Source organism: Corynebacterium sp. 20-84 (assembly GCF_053479455.1).
Genome location: NZ_JBRBCB010000006.1, coordinates 31769 through 52277, shown reverse-complemented (window position 1 = coordinate 52277; position 20509 = coordinate 31769). Strand labels below are relative to the sequence as shown.

Here is a 20509-nt window from a genome sequence, read left to right as displayed (position 1 = left end):
CATGTTGGCGCTGTTCATGCCCTAACGTACGCGGCGTGCATACCCGCCGGCGGGCACTGGTCAGCGGAACATGTCCCAGATGGTCACGCCGACGATGAGCACGCCCATCACGCCCACGAAGATGGTGTCGGGGCGGTTGGCGTAGTGCTTGTAGGCGGTGGCCTTGCGGAAGAGCAGCGTGGGCACGAGGTAGACGAGGAAGGCGACGAAGATGCCGCCGACGACGGAGATCAACGTCATGATCGACGGATTGAACACCGCGACCAGGGTGCCGGTGATGAAAATGAAGGCGTTGATGACCCAGCGCATGGTGTTCTCACTGATGCGCTGGGCGAAATTCGGTGCGGCGACGCGCAGCAAGTACGTCGTGCCTTCTTCCGTGCCCATCATGTGACCGAAGTAGGACGAGGAGATCGCGCAGATCGCCACAATGGGGCTCAACCACGCCATGATCGGCGTGCCTGTCTCATTCGCCAGATACGACAGCACCGGGATGTTCTGCGCAGACGCCTCATCTAGGCCGTCCGCGCCGAGTGCGAATGCGCACGACCAGACGAAGAACATGGTGAATAGCACTAGTGCGGTGACCGCGATCAGCTCGATCTTGGTCACGTCTTTCTCCGTTTTGGCCACGTCGTCGTCATGCTTCTTCTGCACGTCGCGGGCAAACTGGGACAGCGCCGCCATGTGGCTGAAGGAGAACACCAGGACTGGCAGGAGCAGCAGCAGCGACTGCCAGATCGGGGTGTCCGACTCGTACGACATGAAGCTCTGGATGTCCCACCGCGGGATCAAGTAGAGCGACACACCCGCCAGCGCGACGATGAGCGGGTAGACGAGGAAGTTCGCAATGGCCAATGTGGTCTTCTGCCCGAATGCGAATGCGCCGGTGAGAATGCCCACGCAAATGGGTGCCAGCACCCAGCGGCTGATCTCCGGGCCACCGAACTGGTTGGCAATGAAGCTGTCGATGGTGTTGGTGATGGACACGCCGTAGATCAGCACCGTCGGGTAGACCGCCAGCCAATACACCAGGGCCGTGATGAAGCCGCGCGTGCGGCCCGTAAGCGCGGTGACCACCTGAAGCACGTCCAAGCCGGGCATCGGCGAGCCGGAAACGATGCGCGCGTACGTGCGGTGCGAGAAGAACACCAGCGGCCCGATGAACAAGGTCGCGGCGACGAGGGGCCAGAAGCCGAATGTGCCGGCGTCGAGAGGCAGGAACAAAATGCCGGCGCCGACAGCGGTGCCGAATAGCGTCATCGCCCAGGCCATGACAGTGCCGTCGGGGACCTCGTCGCTGGCTACCTGCTCCTCATACTGCTCACGGTCGGCATCGGAAAGATGATCGAGTTCGAACTCGTCGCGGGCTTGCTCGAGGTGCTCGTCGCTGTGCAGCTCCGGCAGTTCGTCGGCGTCGCTCTCAGGCGAATTGGGGGTCGGTGTACCGGAAGCGGTGGACATAGACGGCGGCCTTTCGTGGGTGGATTAGTAAAACTTTATTCCTGTTCTGCCGCCATTCCTGCTTTTTCCAGGCCATCCACTGTTTTTATATTCGATGTCCTTGAAAGATCGGCGCGCTGACCAGCGGTTAGTTGTGAAGAGCTAACGTGCACTATCTTTTCGGCGATAAAAGCAGCGAGTGTGACAGCGGGGTGACGATCCGTGACGAAGGGGTAACGGTATCTGCTTAGCCATTCACAATGGTGTCCACCGCAATTAGCTTTCGTGGCATGAGACACACCACCAGAGCAATCGCAAGCATCGCAGCTGTCGCGGCACTGGCGACAGGCTGTGCAACCACCGACGAGATCAAAGACCCGAACGAGACCGCAGTCGCTGAACCGCCTGCCGAGGCCAATCCGGACGAAGATGCGGAAGAGGGCGCGGAGGAAGGCTCCGACGGCAACGGGCCGGTCGAGACAGTGACCGAGGAAGTCGTCGCCGACGACCCGGCCGGTGATTCCGCTGACGGTGAGCAGGCACCTGGGGCACCGGAAGGCGCACCGCCCGCCGAAGGCGAGGAGTGCCAGGCGCTGCCGACGGATCCGCACGAGCAGTACCCCAGCGGCACCGCGCCGGGCCGCATGCCGGCCGTGGGCGACGCCACCGGCGAGGACAGCTACTGGATCGAGGACATCGAGAACAACTACGACCCGTGCGCGCACGTCAGCTGGATCGTGTTCCGCGGCAGCTTGGGCTGGGCCGACCGCCCCGCCGGAACGGGCGCTTCCATCACGGACGGCATCGCGTTCTACGTCGACGGTGTGCCGGTCAGGGGCATGAAGACCTTCACCGCGGTCGAGGGTGTGAGCAAGAACGCCGACGACTCCGTGAACTTCGCCTGGGGCGAGCTCGGCGAGACCACCGCCGCGGGCATCACCGACCACTACACGGTCACGTTGCGCATCGAGAACGGCACGGTCACCGCAATTGGCGGCGACGTGGACAAGTTCAACGAGTGGTGGAACCGCCCCGACAATGAATATGAATTGGGCCACGGCGAGCTTCGTTAGCGCCCGCGGGCCACACTGGCTGCCGGTTGCTCATTTGAGCGCCCTGAAGAGCCGGCGATGAACGGCGTCGATGGTGGCACCGTTGGATATTACTGGGGTTAGCGCACGGCTACGCCGCCGATCGCATCAACGCGATCGGCGGCTAATGAGGATTGTGGGCTGTTAAGAGCAGTGCGGAGCACTAGTGAATAACGTCGGAACCAGTAGCATTGACGAGGGCCCAGCCGGCGTACTGGGTGTCGGAATCCACAAGTGCCTCGCTGTACTGGGTTGTGGTGACCATCGCGAAGTTAGAGTCCTCCCATGCATCCAGGAACTGATCGAGCGGGACCTCAAATCCATCGCCGCCCTCGAAGCCCGAGTCGAGAAGGGTGACGGTCTGCATATTGAAGTCGATCTCACTGACGACCAATACGTGGTCTGAGGTGTTGTCTTCGTACCGCATATCTTCTTCGTCACCCCACAGCTCACCCGAATCAACACAAGCGATCACGCCGTACCCCATCTCCAGCTTCGCAGCCAGATCATAAATACCACTCTGAACGGCTTCTGCAGGAAGACCGCACGATGTGAGCAACTTAGCCAGGTTGTCCACGGTCATGCCCTGCGTGGGATCACCCATGTACCCCATATTCACGGCTTGCTCCACCATGAACTCGGGATTGTTGATGCCTGCCCCAGTGAATTGATTGAGCAGGAATGCTGCTGCAGTAGGCCCGCAGTAGCCGTCCACTTCCTGGGAGAACCAGATGTCCTGCCAGAGGTAACTGCCGCCTGCCACACCATCGTTGAGGAAAAACTCCTCGTTAATCACAGAATTCTCAATGGCGGGACCTTCGTCTGCCGGCAAATACTCGGTGTTGTCTTCTACCGCGGGAACGACCGTCTCTGTGGGTTCGGCAGTTTCCTCCCATTCAGGGTCTGACGGCACTTCTTCAGCGGGTTCGGAGAAAGAATCATCGCTGTAGTCATCGGTGAACTCGTCCGCGAAATCGTTCGTCGACTCGTCAACCGCGTCGCCGCTCTCCTCCGGTGCGGGCTGGGTTTCCGGGACAGGCTCTGCGTCGACCTCCGGTGCGGGCTGAGCTTCCGGTGCGGGCTGCTCCTCGATTCGCGGCTCGACCGTAATCGGCTCAGCCTCAGGCCAGGAGATCTCCTCTGCATAATCGGGCTGAGTCATCGGCTCATCAGCGAAGTTCTCGGTCATATCGTCGAGGTAGTTGGGAAGTTCGAAACCGGACATTGTCGTTGCCTTTCTTGAAGAAGCAGTCTTGCTGTTGTGCTTATGGTCTTTAGACGCAACGACTCCGAGAATGGTTACATCCCGGATTCAAAACTTTTCAAAGACGACTAGGTGAATGCCTCGGCTTGACGCTCCAACTGGTCGTAGACCTGGCCAAAGACGACCATGGCCTCTTCCTCACTCGGATCAAGCAATCCAAATGCACGCCGTTGCAAAGCTTCTCTGCGAACACGGATCTCATCAAGAACAGCCCACGAGGTGGCACCACCATCAAGCCCAAGGCGAACCGCCGGAGAACCATTTGAGGCAAGACGGGTCGCCTCCTCGATGAACTCCTCAGAAGCAGAAGCCGCAACGAGTGATTTAAGAGTCACGAGGAGCTTCGCAGGAAGTGCTGCGGGGTGGTTCCTGATGGCATCCAAAGCATTGCGAATATCCCCAGAGTGCTCCGGATGCTTGTACACCAAAGCTTCCAGATCACGGAGGATGACACCAGCGCGGTGCAGGTAGGCGAAATAAGACAGTTCCCGTTCAAGGACCGAGCGCAAAGCACCGATGCCAGACACAGAGGTCAGCCACTCGTTAAACCCATGGGCGCCCCGTCGCGCAGCGTCGTTCCCACGGAACAATCCAAATTCGCCGATCAGGTCAATGATTCGGAACAGATCGTCTTTCGGCTGATCAGAATAGATGCTGTTCACCAGCGACGTACGCGATCTGTTCGTCGCAAACGCGATATCGCGCGTCACGCTCTCGCTAAGCGCTCCCGTTGCAGCGGTCTCGGCCAACAACGCGGACACAGGGATAACTCGTCCGACATAGGCACTCACTTCGCGTTGAAGCCTTTCTGCATGCCGCGTGGCTTCCTCAATCGGATCCAAAATGCCCAGGGCCCCTTCTCCGAAGGAATCCGCACGCGAGAGCACTCCCAACGTGTTCAGCGGGGTGAAACCGAGGTCTCGAAGGAACTCCACTTCATCGGTACGAGGTGCCGAATCAAAAAGAAAGATGGCGGCATCGGCATCAACGGAAGCATTACGCGTCTGCTCAAACCCATCGATCAACGCTGCGCGCGTGGTGGATTCATTCTCCTCCGTCAGCGTTGCTAAGCCAGGAGTATCAATCAGCGTGTATGAACCGACCGCACTAGAAGTCATCCACCGATCGATGAAAGCGATTTCCGATGGCTTAGCAGGGAGTGCAGCCACTTCACCGCGGTAGGTGTGAATGGGAATTCGCGTGCCGTCGATAAGTTGTGCTTCGGCGCGGGCTGGCTGGCCGTACTGATAAACAGTGACGACATTCGTCGCCTCAAGGGCAGCGGTTTCTGCGACTGGTGCGCCAACGAGGGCATTCAATAGCGTCGATTTACCCGCTTTGATTCGGCCCGTAAGCACGATTCGCGGCGGCTTTTTCGCACGGGTCAACAATGGGGCGCACGCCTCATACATTTCTGGGGATTTCGCTGCCAATCCCTCAAGTTCACGGTTGAGCAGCTCTGAAATCGAAACCATTTACGCCACCTGCTCCCCTAAAAAGCCAATGAATTCTTCTGCGCGCGCATGAGCATTTCGCGCCTTGCTCCTGCGTCGCTTCAGCTCTTTCGCCTTATCGACGCGTTCTTTTTCCTCAAGTTTGCTGGTCTGCTCGGCTTCGCTGATCTGCGCATCTACTGATGCGATCTCGTCGGTCAGATACTTCTTGTAACTCACCACGATCAGCGGACGGGCGCGTGCGAACACGCTATCCATCACACGCGTCGTTTGCCGCTGTGTGACACCCGACGCCTCCTTGAGCCAATTCTGCAACTGGGTCTTGCCCTGCTTCATTGCGCGGAAGCCCAGTGTGGCCGTGATCATTCCGACACCACCCAGGATTCCGCCGAAAAGAGCTGCACCTAAAACGGTGCCGGCAACAGACCCGCCACTGATTCCGATCATGAGGGAAGCCGGGTCCATGATGTCTTTAGTCGCGCGCTTCAGCTGCGTGGTCTGCAGGTCTTCAAGAACGATCTCTTGATGCAATTCCTCGAGGATCTCCTCAGGAACAGCGGACCCCTCAAAGCGTTCCTCGATCAGCTTTTCCAATTTCAATGAGCATCGGTCAACGGCTTTGACTGCTGCCCGTTGAAAATCTTCCTCGATCAAACGGGTGAAGTACTGCGGGTCGTTGCGCAGCAGCTTGAAACCGTGCTCGTTGATGTAGTCTTTCCACTTCCGGTTCACGCCATACAGATCATCCTCAAGATCGGTGATCAGCTGCGTGCGCAGGAGTGTTAGATCACGGGTGAGGAACTGGTCCCAACCCTCGCTCTTCTTCCGGAGCTCCTCGAGCCTTGCACGCTCCGCCGTGAGATCCGGCAACGCAGTCTCCGCATGCTCGAGTGACTCAATCTCGCGCGTCAAACGTGTGTCGATCGCTTCAAGCGCCAAGGAGGCTGAGCGCAGTCCATTCGCGATCGGGATCGTGGCCGCGTTGGCAAATCGAGTCGAGACCGCCTCCCGCAAGGCCGTCAGGCCCGCGAGCTCATCGACCTTGTCTTCGCTTTCTGCCAAACCGGCAAAGGGAAGGATCGATGAAACGGGCAGAACGGGAATGTCTACGCCAATGTGCTCGTCGATAAGCGCTTTGTTTTGGTCAACGATGCTGCGGTATCGGGTGACATTCTTGTCAGTCTTGGTCACCGCGACGATCACTGAGGCAGATTCAGCTGCTGCATGAGCGAGAAATTCCATCTCCGGGCGGGTGAGCTGACTGCTCGCATCCGCCACAACAATGATCACGCTTGCTTGAAACTGCGTGTCCTGATGGACAACAGATCCCGCGCCACGAATCCCTCCGACGCCTGGCGCATCAACAACGATGACATCCCCCATTTTCGAGTTCTCCACTGCGACATACGCACGGGTGGGGACCATTCCAGTGAAATCCTGCGTGGAACGACCAACCTTCTCCACCAACTCAGAGTGAGAGACAACCTCCTGCTCATCCCCCGAGAACAAAACAGCCTTGTTAGCTGGAACCCCTTCCATCGTTGGACCGACCATGACGGGGATCGCTGTGGTGTAGTCCGCTCCGACCGGGGTGGCTCCTCTAACCCCGATAAGAGCATTAGCCAAATGGCTCTTGCCGCGGTTGACCTCTCCCACCAAGATCACGCTGTTGCTCTGGTGCTCTGCAGAAGAAACGGTGCGCACACGCTCAGCCGCCTCGCGCGCCCCCTCCGGCTCTAAGACTTTCGTGCAAATAGCGTCGAGCAGCTTTTCCGCGCGGGTGGCGAGGTTAGCGGAATCCTCCACCTGCGATCGCGCGACCTCCTCCAACGAGCCCGCGACGCTGGTCGAAGGGGCAGCGGAAGACGGTGCCGACGAATCGGAGAGACGGTGGTCGGGCACGGGCGTCCTTTCTAGACCAGGGTGTGACGTGTCTTAACTGCGCAAATTCGCCTGCTTGAACGAACTTGAAAAAGAGATTTGAAAAGTATTGTAACTATTTCACGTGTTTGACCGTCCAACTATGTGAGTTCACCTTCTATCCCCTGAAAGAGGTTCCCGTGTTTTCTAAGAATCGGTCTGTGCTCGCATTGGCACTTTGCACTATCGCCACTACGACGTCGCTTGTCGCATGTTCCGCTGAATCTGAAGAGCCAGCCCAGTCCGCAATGGAAACCGTGGGTGATTCAGCCGGCGCCGAGCAGGGCGATCAAGATGGCCAGTTCGACACCGGGGAGTACCGCACAACGCCGCACCCGGGGTGGACAATGGACGACAAGCTCGGACCAATTTCCGAAACCAACATGATCGGCCAGAACACACTGCTGCCATATGAGGTCGATGAAGACTTCCCTAAAGGGCGAGCTACCAACCGCGAAACCGACTTCGACTTCTTCACCATGCGCTTCGACAAACCTACCCAGGAGGCACTCGAAGAATTGAGAACGTCGTTCCTGACCGGCTATGCCCACGGCGGAAAAACAGAGAACGGCGACAAGCTCGTTGAAAATGTCGTCTACCGGTTCGTCGATGCTGAAAGTGCGAAAAAGGCCGTCAATCTCATCGAACAGAGCAAATACTCCAGCGGAACAGTCTTCCCTCTGACTGGCGACGAAGAAGAGCTGTCCCCACTCGAGATTCCAGGACATGCGGACGCCGTTGGAAAAATCGCACCTTCGCGGGGCAGTGCGAAGGCCGTCACCGCCCACAATGAGTTCGTCATCCTTACGTCCGCATCGCACGAATTGAACTTCGACCCCTCGGGCGAAGCAGACCCCCAGGCCTTTGAGGAAAAGAACCAATGGATGGCCCCGTACATGGGCGCATTCATCGACAAGCAGATCCCCTTGCTTGACACCCTCCCCACGAAGAAGACCGAGCAAGGTTTCGGGATGAGTGATCAGTGGCAGCCCATGGATCCGGACGACATTCTCAAGTACGTCGTCATGGCCCCAGAGGGAGTTGACCGTGTCGGTCCCCCGCCAGCTGCGACTAATAACCGCATGATGGCCGGCAACTTCTCTGATCAAAAGCACATCCTGACTGCACTCGACCAATCCCGCGTCGAAGCTTCAGCACAGGGTGAAACGGTGCTTTTCCGCACCAAGAACGAGGCAAGCGCAGAACTGCTTCGCGCTTCAATGAACGTGATTGATGCGACCGGTACAGCCGAAGAATATGACGAACCTCAAGGTCTGCCCGGCACAAAGTGCCACACATTCCCTACCGAGCGTGGAGATGTGCATTCCTGCACCTTGGTCGACGGAAACTATTTCGCCGCTGCATCCGTGAAAGAAGCCGACCCAACTCTTGATCAAAGCCCTGAGGTTGGTGGCAAGGAAACCACTGCCGAGGACAAGAATGATGTCGATCCCCGCACCAAGCTCTCCCAGATCATGGCTGCTCAACACGCGCTGCTCAAGGACGCACCGAAGCACTCCTGACCCGCCCGCAAAATTGCTCAAATGCTCACTGTAACCTTTCGAGCCTTTCCGCCATCTAAGAATTAGAAAGCCAATCAATCCCCAGGAGGACACCATGAAAAAGCCATTTCACATGACAATCGCTGCTCTTGCCAGTGCGACTCTCCTCGTCGGCTGCAGCAACGCTGACGGCAACAAGGAACATGCTTCAAATGAAACGGTCGGCCAGGCCGAATCCCAAACTGATCAAGAAGCCGAACCGACTTTTGACACCGGTTCCTACAACGCCGAGCCGCACAAGGGTTGGCCGTCTCTGCCCGATGATGTCGGGCCAGCCTCGGAGATTGCGCGCATCACCGATAACACTCTCTTGCCGTACGAGGTGGACAAGGACTTTTCTAAGGGCACAGGCGCTGAGCGCCAGTACAACTTGGATGGCCTCGCGCTTTTCCTCCACGAATCGATGTCCGCCAAGCTCGAGCCTTTCGCCGCAAACTATGTTCACGGCTTCATGCGCACTGCAACAACTGAAAACGGTGACAAAGAGGTCGGACACTATGTCTTGCGCTTTACTGACGCCGAAACAGCACAGCAGGCAGCTACTGACGTCATGGCGGGCTACCTGGAATCCGGCGACAATTTTCTCGCTTTGAAGCCCACGAACGATGGCGGCACCGAAGAACAGCTCGCTGGTCATGCGCAGGCTAAGGCTGTGCGCAGCACCGATGGCCAGCTCCTTAGCGCCGCTGTGGCACACAATGAGTACGTGGTTCTGGCATATGCCGGGAATGCTGAAGACTCTCAATCCGCCTCACCGCAGGAAGCCGAATGGCAGACAGGTTACCTAGACCAGCTGATCACTATGCAGATCCCGCTGTTGGACACGATCCCGACTAAGAAGACTGAAGCTGGTTACGGCATGTCGGATGATTGGCCCGCCCTCGACCCGGACGACATTCTCAAATACACACTCCTCGGACCCAAGGACGACAGCCTTCCTTCCATGGGCCGTCTCCCTGCTTCGGTCACTCCCCGAGCTATGGCCGGCCAGTACGAGGGGGTCAGCGCCATGCTCACCGCGATCGACCAGGCTGGTGTGGAAGCCATGGCGGACAGCGAGTTCAAGCTCTTCCGTGCGAAGAACCCCGAGTCTGCCGAGCTTCTTCTCGCAACCATGCGTGCTTTCAACGCCGATGGTGAGGTAAAGAAGTGGGATGAGCCGCAAGGCGTTCCGGGCGCTGAATGCGGGACCAAGTTCAACAGCTCAGTTGGCAAGACGCACTTTTGCCACCTGACCTACGAGAACTACTTCGCAACAGCCGAGATCTTCGAAGGCGACGAGCGGGAGGACGAAGTGGGCGGCGAGACCACTGAGGCCCCCGCAGTCGATCCCAAGAAGCAGCTCTCCCAGGCAGTCGCAGCGCAGTACCTGATTTTGCAGCAAGCGCCGACATCCGGGTCCAAGTAGCCCACCACCGCACGAGACAAGAAAAGGAACGCACATGTCCAAGGACTGGACGCTCTCCATCGACTTTGGCACCTCGAATACTGCGGCTGCCCACACGAATCCAACGCGTGGCGGAGTCGAAGCAGTGAATCTTGCGCACGACCGTCGAACCATGCCATCTTCTGTGTACATCGAAGGCCCCGATGTGGTCTCCACGGGAGACGCCGCATTGAATAAGGCCGAAAGCGCCAGCGGAGGAATGTTCATCCCTTCCCCGAAGCGTGTTATTCCGGGCGCGATTCAGGTCAACGGGTATGAGATTCCTGCCTCCACTCCAGTTGCCGCGGTCCTCAAAACCGTGGTCGAACGAGCATCGCGGGAGCACAATGATGAGCGCCCCACCGAGCTCGTGCTCACTCACCCGGAGGCATGGTCCGACAACGAGATCAAAGTGCTTCTCGACGCTGCATCTCAGCTGGGTTTGAACGCCACCACCATCACAACGCTGTCGGAGCCCAAAGCAGCAGCGAAGTACTACTCCACTAATGAGCCGCTGCAACCGGGCGACAAGATCGCTGTTTTCGATTTCGGCGGTGGCACCCTCGATGTCGCGGTGCTCGAAGCGCAGCCAGATGCCTCTTTCAACATCGTCGCTGCTCGCGGTGATGATGCGATCGGTGGCCGCAGCTTCGACGCACTCATCCGCCACTGGCTAAACGAGCAGTTGGAAGATGACCACCCAGAGGTACTCGACTACCTGAAAACAAAGGCAACACGGGAAGAGCTGCACGCTCTCGAAGACAAAATCCGGCGTGCAAAGGAATTTCTTTCTGACGAACCTTCCGCTTCCATAACTGTGCCGACTGCTGGGCAGCCTATCCAGCTTCAAATCACCCGAGCTGAATTTGAAGACCTCGTCCGACCGAAACTGCGCACGATCATTGAAACAACCCGAAATACGCTTAACGACGCTGGCATCACTGGCCCCGAGAGCTTGAAGGCGCTGTATCTGACAGGCGGCTCGAGCCGCGTCCCGATCGTGCAGGAAGAGCTCAAGCAGCTGGGCCCGGTGACCACTCTCGACGATCCGAAGCTGGTCGTGGCACAAGGCGCGATCTCTGCTGCTACTCCAGTGGTGACTGGGCTGAGGATTGACGATGGCACTCAGGCCGCTCTGGGAAACAGAGCTTCACTCCCCGGCGCGACATTTGGTTCCTCCCGGAATGCCAATGCTCATCAAACGGAAACTGCTGCTTTCCCCGCCCAGAACCAGTTGGACTCAGCTACTGCATCGGATGCTGCAAAGCCTGCCAAGAAGTCTAAGAAGGGTCCGTGGATTGCTGCCGCTGCAATCGCAGCAGTCGTGGCCCTAGGTGCTGGCGGATTCTTCATCTTTGGGCAAAATTCTGATGACTCCACTACGACAGCCCAGGAGGAAACCGCTTCGCCGCCAGCCAGCGGTGAGGGAGATGCTCAGCCAACGACTGACGCTGCTGATTCCAGTGACAGCGGTGAGCGCGCGGAGACTACAGCAGAAGGTGTTTACAACGCTCTTCCTGCTGAAATCCAAGAAGCCACCAGCGGCTGCAATTCAAGCTCTGTGCCCGCGGGTATGGCGTCCTTCTCAATCAGCTGCGACATGATCATGGACGGGGACACCGTCGAATACTTCAAAGATCTCGGCCCTTATTCCAAGCCTAAGATCAAATTCTCCGTCAATACTGACGAAGCACTGCGGGAACGCGCTTTGATTAAGAGAGGAAGTTACAAGAACGGCTCTGATGCTGAACCTGTAAGCAGCTCCGACAATGCCGCGCTGGCCATCGCTTCAGAGGACTCGTTGTCCAACATCGAGCTCCACTACGCAAATAAGGAAACTGGCCTGATCATCCAGTCGAACGACTTCGCTTCCACTGATGCTGGGCTTGATTGGCTGCGCACATACAACCTGCTCTAACAGAAATGAAAAATTTGAAGCTCCGAGGTGTAACCATCCCGGAGCTTTACTCATCTAAAGATATGTAAGCCACCGAATGGCTCACCTTAAGAGCCGAAATTGAAAGGACACTCCCATGAGCGGCGAGAACACCTCCCCCAACAACCTGGACATCAACTTCGACGACTTCACCTACGTCTCTGAGCGCGACACGAACGGGGACGGACAGACAGATTTGATCCATGCCACCGACCAGGATGGCGTGGCCCACGTCATTCATGTCGATGCCGATGGGAACGCGCTCTCCGAGGAGGTGGACACCGACGGCGACAGCACTTTTGAAACGATGCGCACTGCCGGCGAAGAAGGCTTCGAGAACTTCGCCGTCGATTCCGACAATGACGGCGCCTTTGACCGCGTTTCCGTCGTAGATAAGGAATCTCAAACCACAATCCAGCAGAATGAGTTGGACGAAAATGGTCGGGTCACAGAAACCCGCGTTGATCTTGATCGCGATGGGACCACTGACATGGTCTTCCGCGACACCGATGGTGATGGTCAATTCGACGAGATCAAGTTCGACAGCGACTCTGACGGGTATGTGAACACGCGAATGGTCGATTCGGACGGCGACGGAAAGATCGATGAGATCCACACTGACGTGGACAACACCGATGGCGTGCTCGAGACCGTGACCTATTCAAGTGACTACGCAGGCGGTCTGGGATCGGTCGATGACTACACGAACCTCATTCCAACGTCGAGTGAGGAAACTGATTTCTCCTTCGACAGCGATGCAGGCACTGCCGACGATGCGGACGTGGACTTTTAAGTGGCCCACTCCGACAATCCAGTCGCATTATGATGAACCAAGTTAAGCTACAACGACGAAGAGGTTCAGAGAGGAGGCCGCAATGATCAAGCCTGAACCAGTTCCAGAGAATCTCCTCGCTCGGTCATTGCGCCAAGCGTTCACCACCGAAGAATGGCCCGAGTGGGACAACCTCGATCTGGTGCCCGAATCCTTGGGGACACCTGACGACGACTTCGATTTCGAACCCGCTTACGATGCGGACACGGAAGAACCTGCAGAGTCACAAAATGATTCACACTCCGCAGAGAAAATAACGGATTCGGCCGAGAACAGAGCCTCCGACTTCGGTCTGGATTCCCCCGCGAACGATGTCCCCACTGCCCAAGAAGCTGACCTCGATGTCTCTGAGGGAGAACAGTCAGATGACGATGGCATATCTGATTACGAGGACACTTTCGACTTTTAGTCTCTAGCATCTCTGGCTAGAGGCTAAAATCACGATATCAACATTGAACGAATCGAAAGTGGCTCATGACTGAATCTCAGCTTATCGCCGACGCAAAGCGCGGCGATCAGTCAGCTTTCTCCGAGCTAGTGAAACAGAACGAGTCCCGCCTCTACAACGTATGTCTGCGCATCACGGCAAACCACCACGATGCTGAGGACGCTTTCGCAGCCGCAATCTACCTCGGCTGGAAGAATCTCTCTAAATTCCGTGGTGCATCGGGCTTCGGAACATGGATGTACCGCATCGCCTCGAATGCTTCACTTGAGCTTGTGAGGAAGCGCCGTCCGGACGTTTCCATGGATGCCCCCGTCTCAAACGATGACGAGACGTCATCATTCGAATTCGCAGACCCCGTAGCTGAATTCGAAAATTCCATCGCAGATAACGACGCGTTGAACAACGCACTATCAAAGATTCCGGCTACCTCACGTGAAGCTCTGATTCTCGCTGAAGTCGCCGGATTCTCCCTTGCAGAGATCGCCGAGCACCAAAACTCCACGTTGTCAGCTACGAAGGTTCGTGTTCACCGCGCCCGCAAGAGCCTACGAGAATTGCTGCAGCCTGCAAGCTAGTGGGCAGTTGTTGCGGCCAGCGAGCGAAGACGCATGCCATAGCGGTTTTGGGTGTATGGAAACAAATGCTTCGCGGGTGGTAGCAGAGTAACAACCCGCGACAAGAAAATAGAGACTTGTGCTTTGGCATACGCAACGATGACCGCGCGGCTGAACTTCCGCCATGAAGTACTTATGTAACTAATTGGGCCCCACAGCAAGCCGAGTTAGCGCCCGCGGGCTACACTTCAGCCCATGAAATCCCACCGCACTCCCCTTTTTGCAGCCCTGGCGGCCGTGGCGACACTGGCCGCCGGTTGCGCGTCCGAGGGCCTTGAAGAACCGGCGATGAACACCGTCGCAGCCCCCTCCCCCGCTGATTCCGCCGAGGACGAAGTGGTCACCGAAGTCGTGACCCGTGAGGCCGCGCCGGAGAAGGACTCCGATGACACTGGGGAGTCTTCCTCATCCAAGAAGTCCGATAAGAAGAAGGGCTCGGGCTCGTGCGCGTCCCTGCCGAAGGACCCGCGGGACCAGTACGCGGACGGTACTGCACCGGGGCGGATGCCGGTCGTTGAGCCTGACAGCGATTACAACTACTGGATCGCCGACATTGAGAACCACTACGACCCCTGCGCGGAGGTCAGCTGGATTCTCTTCCACGGAGAGACCGGATCTCCCGAAGGTCCAGCAATGACCGCAGGCGCGCGTTCCGACGGCGTGGCTTTTTATATCAACGGGGAGCCGGACGGCGAGATGCGTTTGCTCACGTCCATCGAGGATATTTCCGTCGACGGCGACACCATTGAACTGTCCTGGGGCGAGCGCACGAGCTACACCGCCGACGGCATCACCGCGCACTATTCAGTCACGCTCAGCGCGGCAAGCGGACGCATTGAAGCGGTTGACGGTGAAGTGGGCAAATTCAACGACAGGTGGAACGAGCCATCGTTCCAGTACATGCTGGGCACCTACGACTAGTCCGGCCACTCAGACGTGGTGGTGCGGCCCGGAGCGGTCGCTACACTCAACAGGTATGAGATCCCGTCGCGCTTCGGTCCTTGCAGCTCTGACTGCGCTCGCTACTCTCACCGCTGGTTGCTCCACGTCGGAGAACTTGGCGGAGCCTGAACCGCAGTCAGCACCGCTCAGCACGGTGTCAGCGCCGTCGGCGGACGAGGGGGTGGAAGAAGAAGTGGTCACGGAGACGGTGACCAAAGCTCCGGCCGAGAAAGAAACGAAGTCGGAGAAGCCCAAGAAGAAAGAGAAGTGCGCCTCCCTGCCCAAGGACCCACGGGACCAGTACGAGGACGGAACTGCCCCGGGGCGCATGCCCCGGGTGGGCGATAACCCTCACGACACCCATTATTGGATCGAGAACATCGACAACTTCTACGACCCGTGCGCGCCCGTCAGCTGGATCATCTTCTACGGTGGACGCGGCGGTATAGACGGCCCGGCGAATACCGGTGCCTCCGTTTCGCAGGGCATCGCCTTTTATATCAACGGCGAACCGGACGGAGAGATGCGCACATTCCGTCGGATCGACAACGTTTCCCTTGACGGCGACACCATCAGTTTCGACTGGTACGAACGGCAACAAGACCTCATGGGCAGCGTGAAGCTGGAAAACAGCGTCACACTTGCTTACGACAACGGGCACATCGAAGCAGTCGACGGAGACGTCGACGCATTCAACCAGTACTGGAACCGCTCTGACCAATACATTCTCGGCCACTACGACTAGGGCAATTCGCTCCTGCCGCGGGGATGAGGGGATTCGGGGTGCAGGGTGGGCGTCGATAAGCGCTTCGCGAAACATTGGGGACGCGCCGACCGATAGGCGGTGTGGAACCTGATGAAGAGGCTGTGAGCCCGTAAAGTGGAGCGCTATGACCGACAAAAAGCCCGACCTGACCACGACCGCTGGCAAAATCGAGGACCTGCGCAACAGGCTCGCTGAATCGCGCGAGCCGATGGGCAGCGAAGCAACCCGGGCTGCGGGAGAAGCGGGGATTTCCACCGCACGGCAGCGCATCGAGGCGTTGCTGGATACCGACAGCTTCCTCGAAACGGACGCGCTCGCACGCCACCGCGTCGAGGAATACGGCATGGGACGCACCAAGCCCGCGACCGACGGCGTTGTCACGGGCTATGGGCTTATCGACGGCCGACGGGTCACCGTTTATGCCCACGATGCCTCGATCTTCGACGGTCAGATGGGCGAGGTCTACGCCGAGAAGATCCTGAAGATCTACGACTTGGCTATCAAGACGGGTGTGCCGGTCATCGCGATCCACGACTCCACGGGCGGGCGCCTGCAGGAAGGCGTGGTCACCGCGGCGATGTCCGCGAAGATCCTGCGCAAGGCCACGGAGGCATCCGGTGTCGTGCCGCAGATCTCCGTCGTGGCGGGCGAGGTCGCGTCCCTGGCGGCGCTGCTCGTGCCGGTCAGCGACATCACGGTGATGGTCAAGAATGCGACCATGCATCTGACGTCGGTGAGTGCCGTGACGAAGGTGACTCGCCGCGTGGCCACCGCGAAGTCCCTGGGTGGTTCCGACGTGCACTCCAAGGTCACCGGCATCGCACACCTGGTCGCCCCGACCGATGTGGAGGCGATGTCGACGGTGCGCGACCTAGTCGGCTTCCTGCCGGAGAACAACCGCGCGGCCTCCCCCATCAACGAGAGCTCCACCGAGCCGGAGACCGGTGATCTGGACACCTTCATCCCGAACTCGGACGCGGAGTCCTACGACGTCCGCGAGATCATCACCCGCGTCACCGACAAGGGCCTGACCGAGCTGAGTCGCGGCTATGCGGACAATATCGTCACCGGCTTCGCGCACATCTCCGGTCGCGCCGTCGGCATCGTGGCCAACCAGCCGAGCGTGCTCGCTGGCTGCCTCGACCACGCCGCCGCGACAAAGGCCGCGCGCTTTATTCGCGTGTGCGATTCCTTCAATATCCCGATCGTCGAATTCGTCGACTCCCCCGGCTTCTTCCCGTCCGAGGAAGAAGAGCACCTGGGCTCCGCCACCCACGGCGCGGCGCTGGCCTTCGCGTACGCCGAGGCCCAGGTGGGCAAGATCACCGTGATCACCCGTCGCGCGATCGGCCCGTCATACGTGACCATGGGTTCGAAGGACCTGGGTGCCGATATCGTGCTCGCATGGCCGACCGCGCAGATCGCGCTTGCCGACGCCACCACTGCCGCCGAGCTCCTGTCCGTCGACGCCGATGAATACGCCGCGACCACCATGACCCCGTACGTGGCCACCGAGCGCGGCCTCGTCGACATCGTCATCGAGCCGTCCCAGACCCGCACTCAGGTGCTCGAGGCGCTGCGCCTGCTCGAGCGCAAGGTCGTCTACTCCGTGCCGAAGAAGCACGGCAATATCCCGCTCTAGTTCCCTGTTCCGTCTATTTCCCACCCTGTTAGGAGGTCACACCTGCGATGTCCCAGCCCACGGCACAACCCCTGTTCACCGTCGTCAAAGGCCAGCCCACCGATGAGGAGCTCGCCGCACTGACCCAGGTGCTCACCGACCTGCAGCAGGCAGCCAAGTCGCGCACCTCCGGCGGCCACCGCAACCTCTGGGGCCGCCCCACCCCGCGCGACCACGGCCCGGTGGTGTACAACCCGTCCGCGTTCAACTCGCAGACGCTGTTTTAGGTTTCGCTCCTTTGGTCTAGGTTTCTCTGCTCTGCTTTAGGTTTCTCTCCTGCTTATGCGCCTCGTTCTCGCCTCCCAGTCCCCGTCGCGTCGGATGATCTTGGATAACGCCGGTGTGGATCCCGTCCAGCACCCGGCGCATGTCGACGAGGACGCGATCATCTCATCTCTGGCGGGTTCTGCCCCGGCGGATGTGGTCTCGGCGCTGGCCCGTGCCAAGGCCGATGCGGTCGCGCCGGAGTATCCGGACGACATCGTGGTCGGCTGCGATTCCATGCTGCTGTTGAACGGCCAGCTGCAGGGCAAGCCCCACACCGTTGAGGCCACCATCAGTCGCTGGCGGGAGCAGCGCGGGCAGACCGCCGAGCTGATCACCGGCCACGCCATTGGTTACAAGGGCACATGGGTCGTGGACACCGTGTCCACCCGCATCCACTTCGGCGACGCCACAGACGCCGATATCGAGGCCTACGCCCGCTCCGGCGAACCACTCGAATGCGCCGGCGCCTTCACCCTCGAGGCCCTCGGCGGCTGGTTCATCGACTCCATCGAAGGCGACCAGACCAGCGTCATCGGTCTGTCCCTGCCACTTTTGCGCAAGGCCCTTTATTCCTTCGGGGTGAACGCCTCGGATCTGTGGCGGTGAATGGGCCTAGGCTGGGCAGCATGAATATTGACAGTCCCGGCCACCTTGTGAAGAAATCCCTCGTCCCGCTGCTCGCCGGTCCGGGCGCCCTTCACTTCCTCAAACCCGAGCCCTTCGACGGGATCGTCCCGCCGCAGTTGCCAGGCAGCCAACGCACGTACACCTACGTCTCCGGGGCCGCGGAACTTGCCACCGCTGCGCTTCTGGCTATCCCCTCGACCCGCCGCACCGGCGGTGCTGCAGCGGCCGCGCTATTCACCGCTGTGTGGCCGGGCAATTTCTACATGGCCTATCTGTGGCGGGACAAGCCCTGGCACAGGCAGATCATCTCGCTGGGCCGCCTGCCTTTGCAGATCCCGCTGATCCGCGCCGGAATCGACATCGCCCGAGGCGTCTAGCCGCTGTGTCTGGCACTCGCCTTCGGCGGTTGCTCCTAACCGCTGACCTCCTCCCCCTCCCGGGCCGGTTCGTTCCCGCCCATGATGCCCGTGCGCAGGAAGCTCTCTGACTGGGCCTCGATGGACAGTTGAGCACCGTCGAGGCGGCGGAGCTGGTAGGAGAAATCGTCGGCGTCGATACGCCCGGCGTCGCGGTCCGCGACGAGTGCCTCGCGCTGGGCCTTCACGCGCGCGATGCCGTAGTCCGCGAGCTGCTGCGGAATCGCCTTGAGGTCCACCTCTTCCTCCTCGTCGGCGGCCGCGCTGAAACCGTGTGGATTGCGGAGCACGCCGAGCAGGTCCTCGACCTTCGCCGCGTGAATCTTCTCCTCCGACAGGCCGCCGTAGCGCAGAGCGCGCTCCAGATCCGCCGGAACCGGCACGGCAGTCGCCGCGTCGCGGAGCAGCGTGCGCTGACGCTGGCGTTCCTCCCACGAACTCGGCTCGTCCTGGCCGGGGTTGACTACGTCGACAAGCAAGCCCAGTGTGCCGCCCTGGACAATGAGCGACGCACCCGCGACGATGAACGCGACGAGCACGAGGAAACCGCGTCCCTCCGTGTCGTGCGGAAGCGTCTGCGCCGCGGCCAGAGTGATCGCGCCGCGCATGCCCGCCCACACGATGACGGAGCCGGCGCGGAAACCGAGCGATTTCTCCGCGAAATAGCGCGCATCACCGTAGCGGCGGCTGACCGTCTGCTGCGCTGAGCTGAGGCGCCGCTGCGCACGCTCGTTCTGCATCCGCGGGTCAGCGGAGACCTCCTGGATGTGGCTATCGAGAACGTCGAGGCGCTCCATGCGCTTAAGCGTGCGCTCCGCCTGCGAGCGCATCACGTACATCATCGGGGTGACCGTCAGCGTGCGCACGACGAGCACCGTCGCCCAGCACGCCATGGCCACGGTGAACGACATCATGAACGTGTAGCCGGATGCCCGTGCGTCGTCAATCAGGTGCGGCATCTGCAATCCCATCAGCACGAAGACCAGCGACTCCAGAACGAGGCCGAGCGTGTCCCAAGTCTGCGCGTCGGACATGCGCACCGACGGCCCCAGCACCCCCACGCTCTTTCGCGCCACCACGAGACCGGCCACGACCGTGCCCACCAGGCCCGACGCGCCGATCTCCTCCGTCGGGAGGAACGCCGCGAACGGGATGGCCAGCGAGAGCACCGTGTTCGATGTCGGATGGTGGACGAACCGGCGCAGGAACATCGCGCCGTAACCGACGAGCAGGCCCACGATCACCGCGCCGGCCACCGCCCAGAAGAAGTTGGCCAGCACTTCCCCCGCCGTCACCTTCGACCGCGCCGCCAGCAGCGCCGTGCCCAGGGTGACCAGTGCGGAGGCATCGTTGATCAAGCCCTCGCCGTCCAGGATCGCGATGATGCGCCTATTCACACCCGCCTTCTTCACAATGCCCACAGCCACCGCGTCCGACGGGCTGACCACGGCACCCACCGCGATCGCGATCGGCAGCGGGATCGCCGGGACGATCAGGTGGATCACCCAGCCCACCGACACTGCCGTGAGCACCACGAGCACGACCGCCAACAGGAAGATCGAACTGAAATTCCGGCGGAAATCGTGCACCGGCATGCGCATCGCCGTCGCGAACAGCAGCGGCGGCAGGATCAACTCCAGAATGATCTCCGGGTCGATGACCACCTCCGGCACCTGCGGCACGAATGCCACCGCCGCGCTGAGGACAAGCAGAAGTACTGGAGCGACCACCCCGATGCGCTCCCCCAACGGTTCCGCGAGCGCGATGACCGACAGCATGATCACGATGAGCAAGATGATGAACGTCACGGTCACAAATTC

At 59.7% G+C, this 20509-nt stretch carries 18 protein-coding genes; 13 read left to right on the top strand and 5 right to left on the bottom strand.

The window, feature by feature from the left end; genetic code table 11:
- Positions 1–60: 60 nt before the first annotated feature.
- Positions 61–1464, bottom strand: a complete 1404-nt coding sequence (locus ACUY2Y_RS05890; RefSeq protein WP_448325213.1) for a septum formation initiator — start codon at positions 1462–1464, stop codon at positions 61–63.
- A 269-nt stretch (positions 1465–1733) separates the two neighbouring features.
- On the opposite strand from ACUY2Y_RS05890, the gene ACUY2Y_RS05885 reads away from it, so the two are divergent.
- Entirely contained in the window at positions 1734–2516 is a 783-nt protein-coding gene (locus ACUY2Y_RS05885) for a hypothetical protein (protein ID WP_448325212.1), read from the top strand.
- 181 nt (positions 2517–2697) lie between these two features.
- Here the strand turns inward: ACUY2Y_RS05885 and ACUY2Y_RS05880 are convergent, their stop codons facing one another.
- The 3 genes from ACUY2Y_RS05880 to ACUY2Y_RS05870 all read right to left on the bottom strand — a co-directional run bounded on the left by ACUY2Y_RS05880 (position 2698) and on the right by ACUY2Y_RS05870 (position 7154).
- A complete protein-coding gene (locus ACUY2Y_RS05880) occupies positions 2698–3759 on the bottom strand; it encodes a C39 family peptidase (protein ID WP_448325211.1) in 1062 nt (353 codons plus the stop codon).
- A 107-nt stretch (positions 3760–3866) separates the two neighbouring features.
- Positions 3867–5273, bottom strand: a complete 1407-nt coding sequence (locus ACUY2Y_RS05875; protein ID WP_448325210.1) for a dynamin family protein — start codon at positions 5271–5273, stop codon at positions 3867–3869.
- A complete protein-coding gene (locus tag ACUY2Y_RS05870; protein ID WP_448325209.1) occupies positions 5274–7154 on the bottom strand; it encodes a dynamin family protein in 1881 nt (626 codons plus the stop codon). It lies immediately after the preceding gene.
- 158 nt (positions 7155–7312) lie between these two features.
- Here ACUY2Y_RS05870 and ACUY2Y_RS05865 point away from each other — a divergent pair, with 158 nt between their 5' ends.
- The 12 genes from ACUY2Y_RS05865 (at position 7313) to ACUY2Y_RS05810 (ending at position 18650) form a co-directional block, all read left to right on the top strand.
- Positions 7313–8695, top strand: coding sequence for a DUF7373 family lipoprotein (locus tag ACUY2Y_RS05865; protein WP_448325208.1), 1383 nt, complete (start codon positions 7313–7315; stop codon positions 8693–8695).
- A gap of 94 nt (positions 8696–8789) precedes the next feature.
- The gene (locus ACUY2Y_RS05860; RefSeq protein WP_448325207.1) at positions 8790–10142 is read left to right on the top strand and encodes a DUF7373 family lipoprotein; all 1353 of its coding nucleotides are present in this window, start codon (positions 8790–8792) and stop codon (positions 10140–10142) included.
- A gap of 34 nt (positions 10143–10176) precedes the next feature.
- The gene (locus ACUY2Y_RS05855) at positions 10177–12078 is read left to right on the top strand and encodes an Hsp70 family protein (RefSeq protein ID WP_448325206.1); all 1902 of its coding nucleotides are present in this window, start codon (positions 10177–10179) and stop codon (positions 12076–12078) included.
- A 115-nt stretch (positions 12079–12193) separates the two neighbouring features.
- Positions 12194–12889 (top strand): hypothetical protein, encoded by a 696-nt coding sequence (locus tag ACUY2Y_RS05850; RefSeq protein WP_448325205.1) that lies wholly within the window; start codon positions 12194–12196, stop codon positions 12887–12889.
- A gap of 82 nt (positions 12890–12971) precedes the next feature.
- Positions 12972–13337 (top strand): hypothetical protein, encoded by a 366-nt coding sequence (locus tag ACUY2Y_RS05845; protein WP_448325204.1) that lies wholly within the window; start codon positions 12972–12974, stop codon positions 13335–13337.
- Between the two features lie 65 nt (positions 13338–13402).
- The gene (locus tag ACUY2Y_RS05840) at positions 13403–13951 is read left to right on the top strand and encodes an RNA polymerase sigma factor (protein ID WP_448325203.1); all 549 of its coding nucleotides are present in this window, start codon (positions 13403–13405) and stop codon (positions 13949–13951) included.
- Between the two features lie 234 nt (positions 13952–14185).
- A complete protein-coding gene (locus ACUY2Y_RS05835) occupies positions 14186–14911 on the top strand; it encodes a hypothetical protein (RefSeq protein ID WP_448325202.1) in 726 nt (241 codons plus the stop codon).
- A 55-nt stretch (positions 14912–14966) separates the two neighbouring features.
- Positions 14967–15677, top strand: coding sequence for a hypothetical protein (locus ACUY2Y_RS05830; RefSeq protein WP_448325201.1), 711 nt, complete (start codon positions 14967–14969; stop codon positions 15675–15677).
- Between the two features lie 145 nt (positions 15678–15822).
- Positions 15823–17340 carry an acyl-CoA carboxylase subunit beta gene (locus tag ACUY2Y_RS05825; RefSeq protein ID WP_259901048.1) on the top strand — a complete coding sequence of 506 codons (1518 nt, stop codon included), beginning with the start codon at positions 15823–15825 and terminating at the stop codon, positions 17338–17340.
- A 47-nt stretch (positions 17341–17387) separates the two neighbouring features.
- On the top strand, positions 17388–17606 hold the full coding sequence (locus ACUY2Y_RS05820; protein WP_259901050.1) for an acyl-CoA carboxylase subunit epsilon: 219 nt from the start codon (positions 17388–17390) through the stop codon (positions 17604–17606).
- A gap of 55 nt (positions 17607–17661) precedes the next feature.
- Positions 17662–18252, top strand: a complete 591-nt coding sequence (locus ACUY2Y_RS05815) for a Maf family protein (RefSeq protein WP_448325200.1) — start codon at positions 17662–17664, stop codon at positions 18250–18252.
- Between the two features lie 20 nt (positions 18253–18272).
- Positions 18273–18650 carry a DoxX family protein gene (locus ACUY2Y_RS05810; protein ID WP_448325199.1) on the top strand — a complete coding sequence of 126 codons (378 nt, stop codon included), beginning with the start codon at positions 18273–18275 and terminating at the stop codon, positions 18648–18650.
- 35 nt (positions 18651–18685) lie between these two features.
- On the opposite strand, the gene ACUY2Y_RS05805 is transcribed toward ACUY2Y_RS05810, so the two are convergent.
- The gene (locus ACUY2Y_RS05805) at positions 18686–20497 is read right to left on the bottom strand and encodes a cation:proton antiporter (protein WP_448325198.1); all 1812 of its coding nucleotides are present in this window, start codon (positions 20495–20497) and stop codon (positions 18686–18688) included.
- Between the last annotated feature and the right edge of the window lie 12 nt (positions 20498–20509).

Bases quoted from the DNA above. Each gene is read 5' to 3' on its own strand.
- ACUY2Y_RS05855 (WP_448325206.1), top strand. From the start codon at position 10,177: ATGTCCAAGGACTGGACGCTCTCCATCGACTTTGGCACCTCGAATACT.
- ACUY2Y_RS05850 (WP_448325205.1), top strand. From the start codon at position 12,194: ATGAGCGGCGAGAACACCTCCCCCAACAACCTGGACATCAACTTCGAC.
- ACUY2Y_RS05885 (WP_448325212.1), top strand. From the start codon at position 1,734: ATGAGACACACCACCAGAGCAATCGCAAGCATCGCAGCTGTCGCGGCA.
- ACUY2Y_RS05845 (WP_448325204.1), top strand. From the start codon at position 12,972: ATGATCAAGCCTGAACCAGTTCCAGAGAATCTCCTCGCTCGGTCATTG.
- ACUY2Y_RS05860 (WP_448325207.1), top strand. From the start codon at position 8,790: ATGAAAAAGCCATTTCACATGACAATCGCTGCTCTTGCCAGTGCGACT.
- ACUY2Y_RS05840 (WP_448325203.1), top strand. From the start codon at position 13,403: ATGACTGAATCTCAGCTTATCGCCGACGCAAAGCGCGGCGATCAGTCA.
- ACUY2Y_RS05890 (WP_448325213.1), bottom strand. From the start codon at position 1,464: ATGTCCACCGCTTCCGGTACACCGACCCCCAATTCGCCTGAGAGCGAC.
- ACUY2Y_RS05825 (WP_259901048.1), top strand. From the start codon at position 15,823: ATGACCGACAAAAAGCCCGACCTGACCACGACCGCTGGCAAAATCGAG.
- ACUY2Y_RS05880 (WP_448325211.1), bottom strand. From the start codon at position 3,759: ATGTCCGGTTTCGAACTTCCCAACTACCTCGACGATATGACCGAGAAC.
- ACUY2Y_RS05835 (WP_448325202.1), top strand. From the start codon at position 14,186: ATGAAATCCCACCGCACTCCCCTTTTTGCAGCCCTGGCGGCCGTGGCG.
- ACUY2Y_RS05810 (WP_448325199.1), top strand. From the start codon at position 18,273: ATGAATATTGACAGTCCCGGCCACCTTGTGAAGAAATCCCTCGTCCCG.
- ACUY2Y_RS05815 (WP_448325200.1), top strand. From the start codon at position 17,662: ATGCGCCTCGTTCTCGCCTCCCAGTCCCCGTCGCGTCGGATGATCTTG.
- ACUY2Y_RS05830 (WP_448325201.1), top strand. From the start codon at position 14,967: ATGAGATCCCGTCGCGCTTCGGTCCTTGCAGCTCTGACTGCGCTCGCT.
- ACUY2Y_RS05875 (WP_448325210.1), bottom strand. From the start codon at position 5,273: ATGGTTTCGATTTCAGAGCTGCTCAACCGTGAACTTGAGGGATTGGCA.
- ACUY2Y_RS05820 (WP_259901050.1), top strand. From the start codon at position 17,388: ATGTCCCAGCCCACGGCACAACCCCTGTTCACCGTCGTCAAAGGCCAG.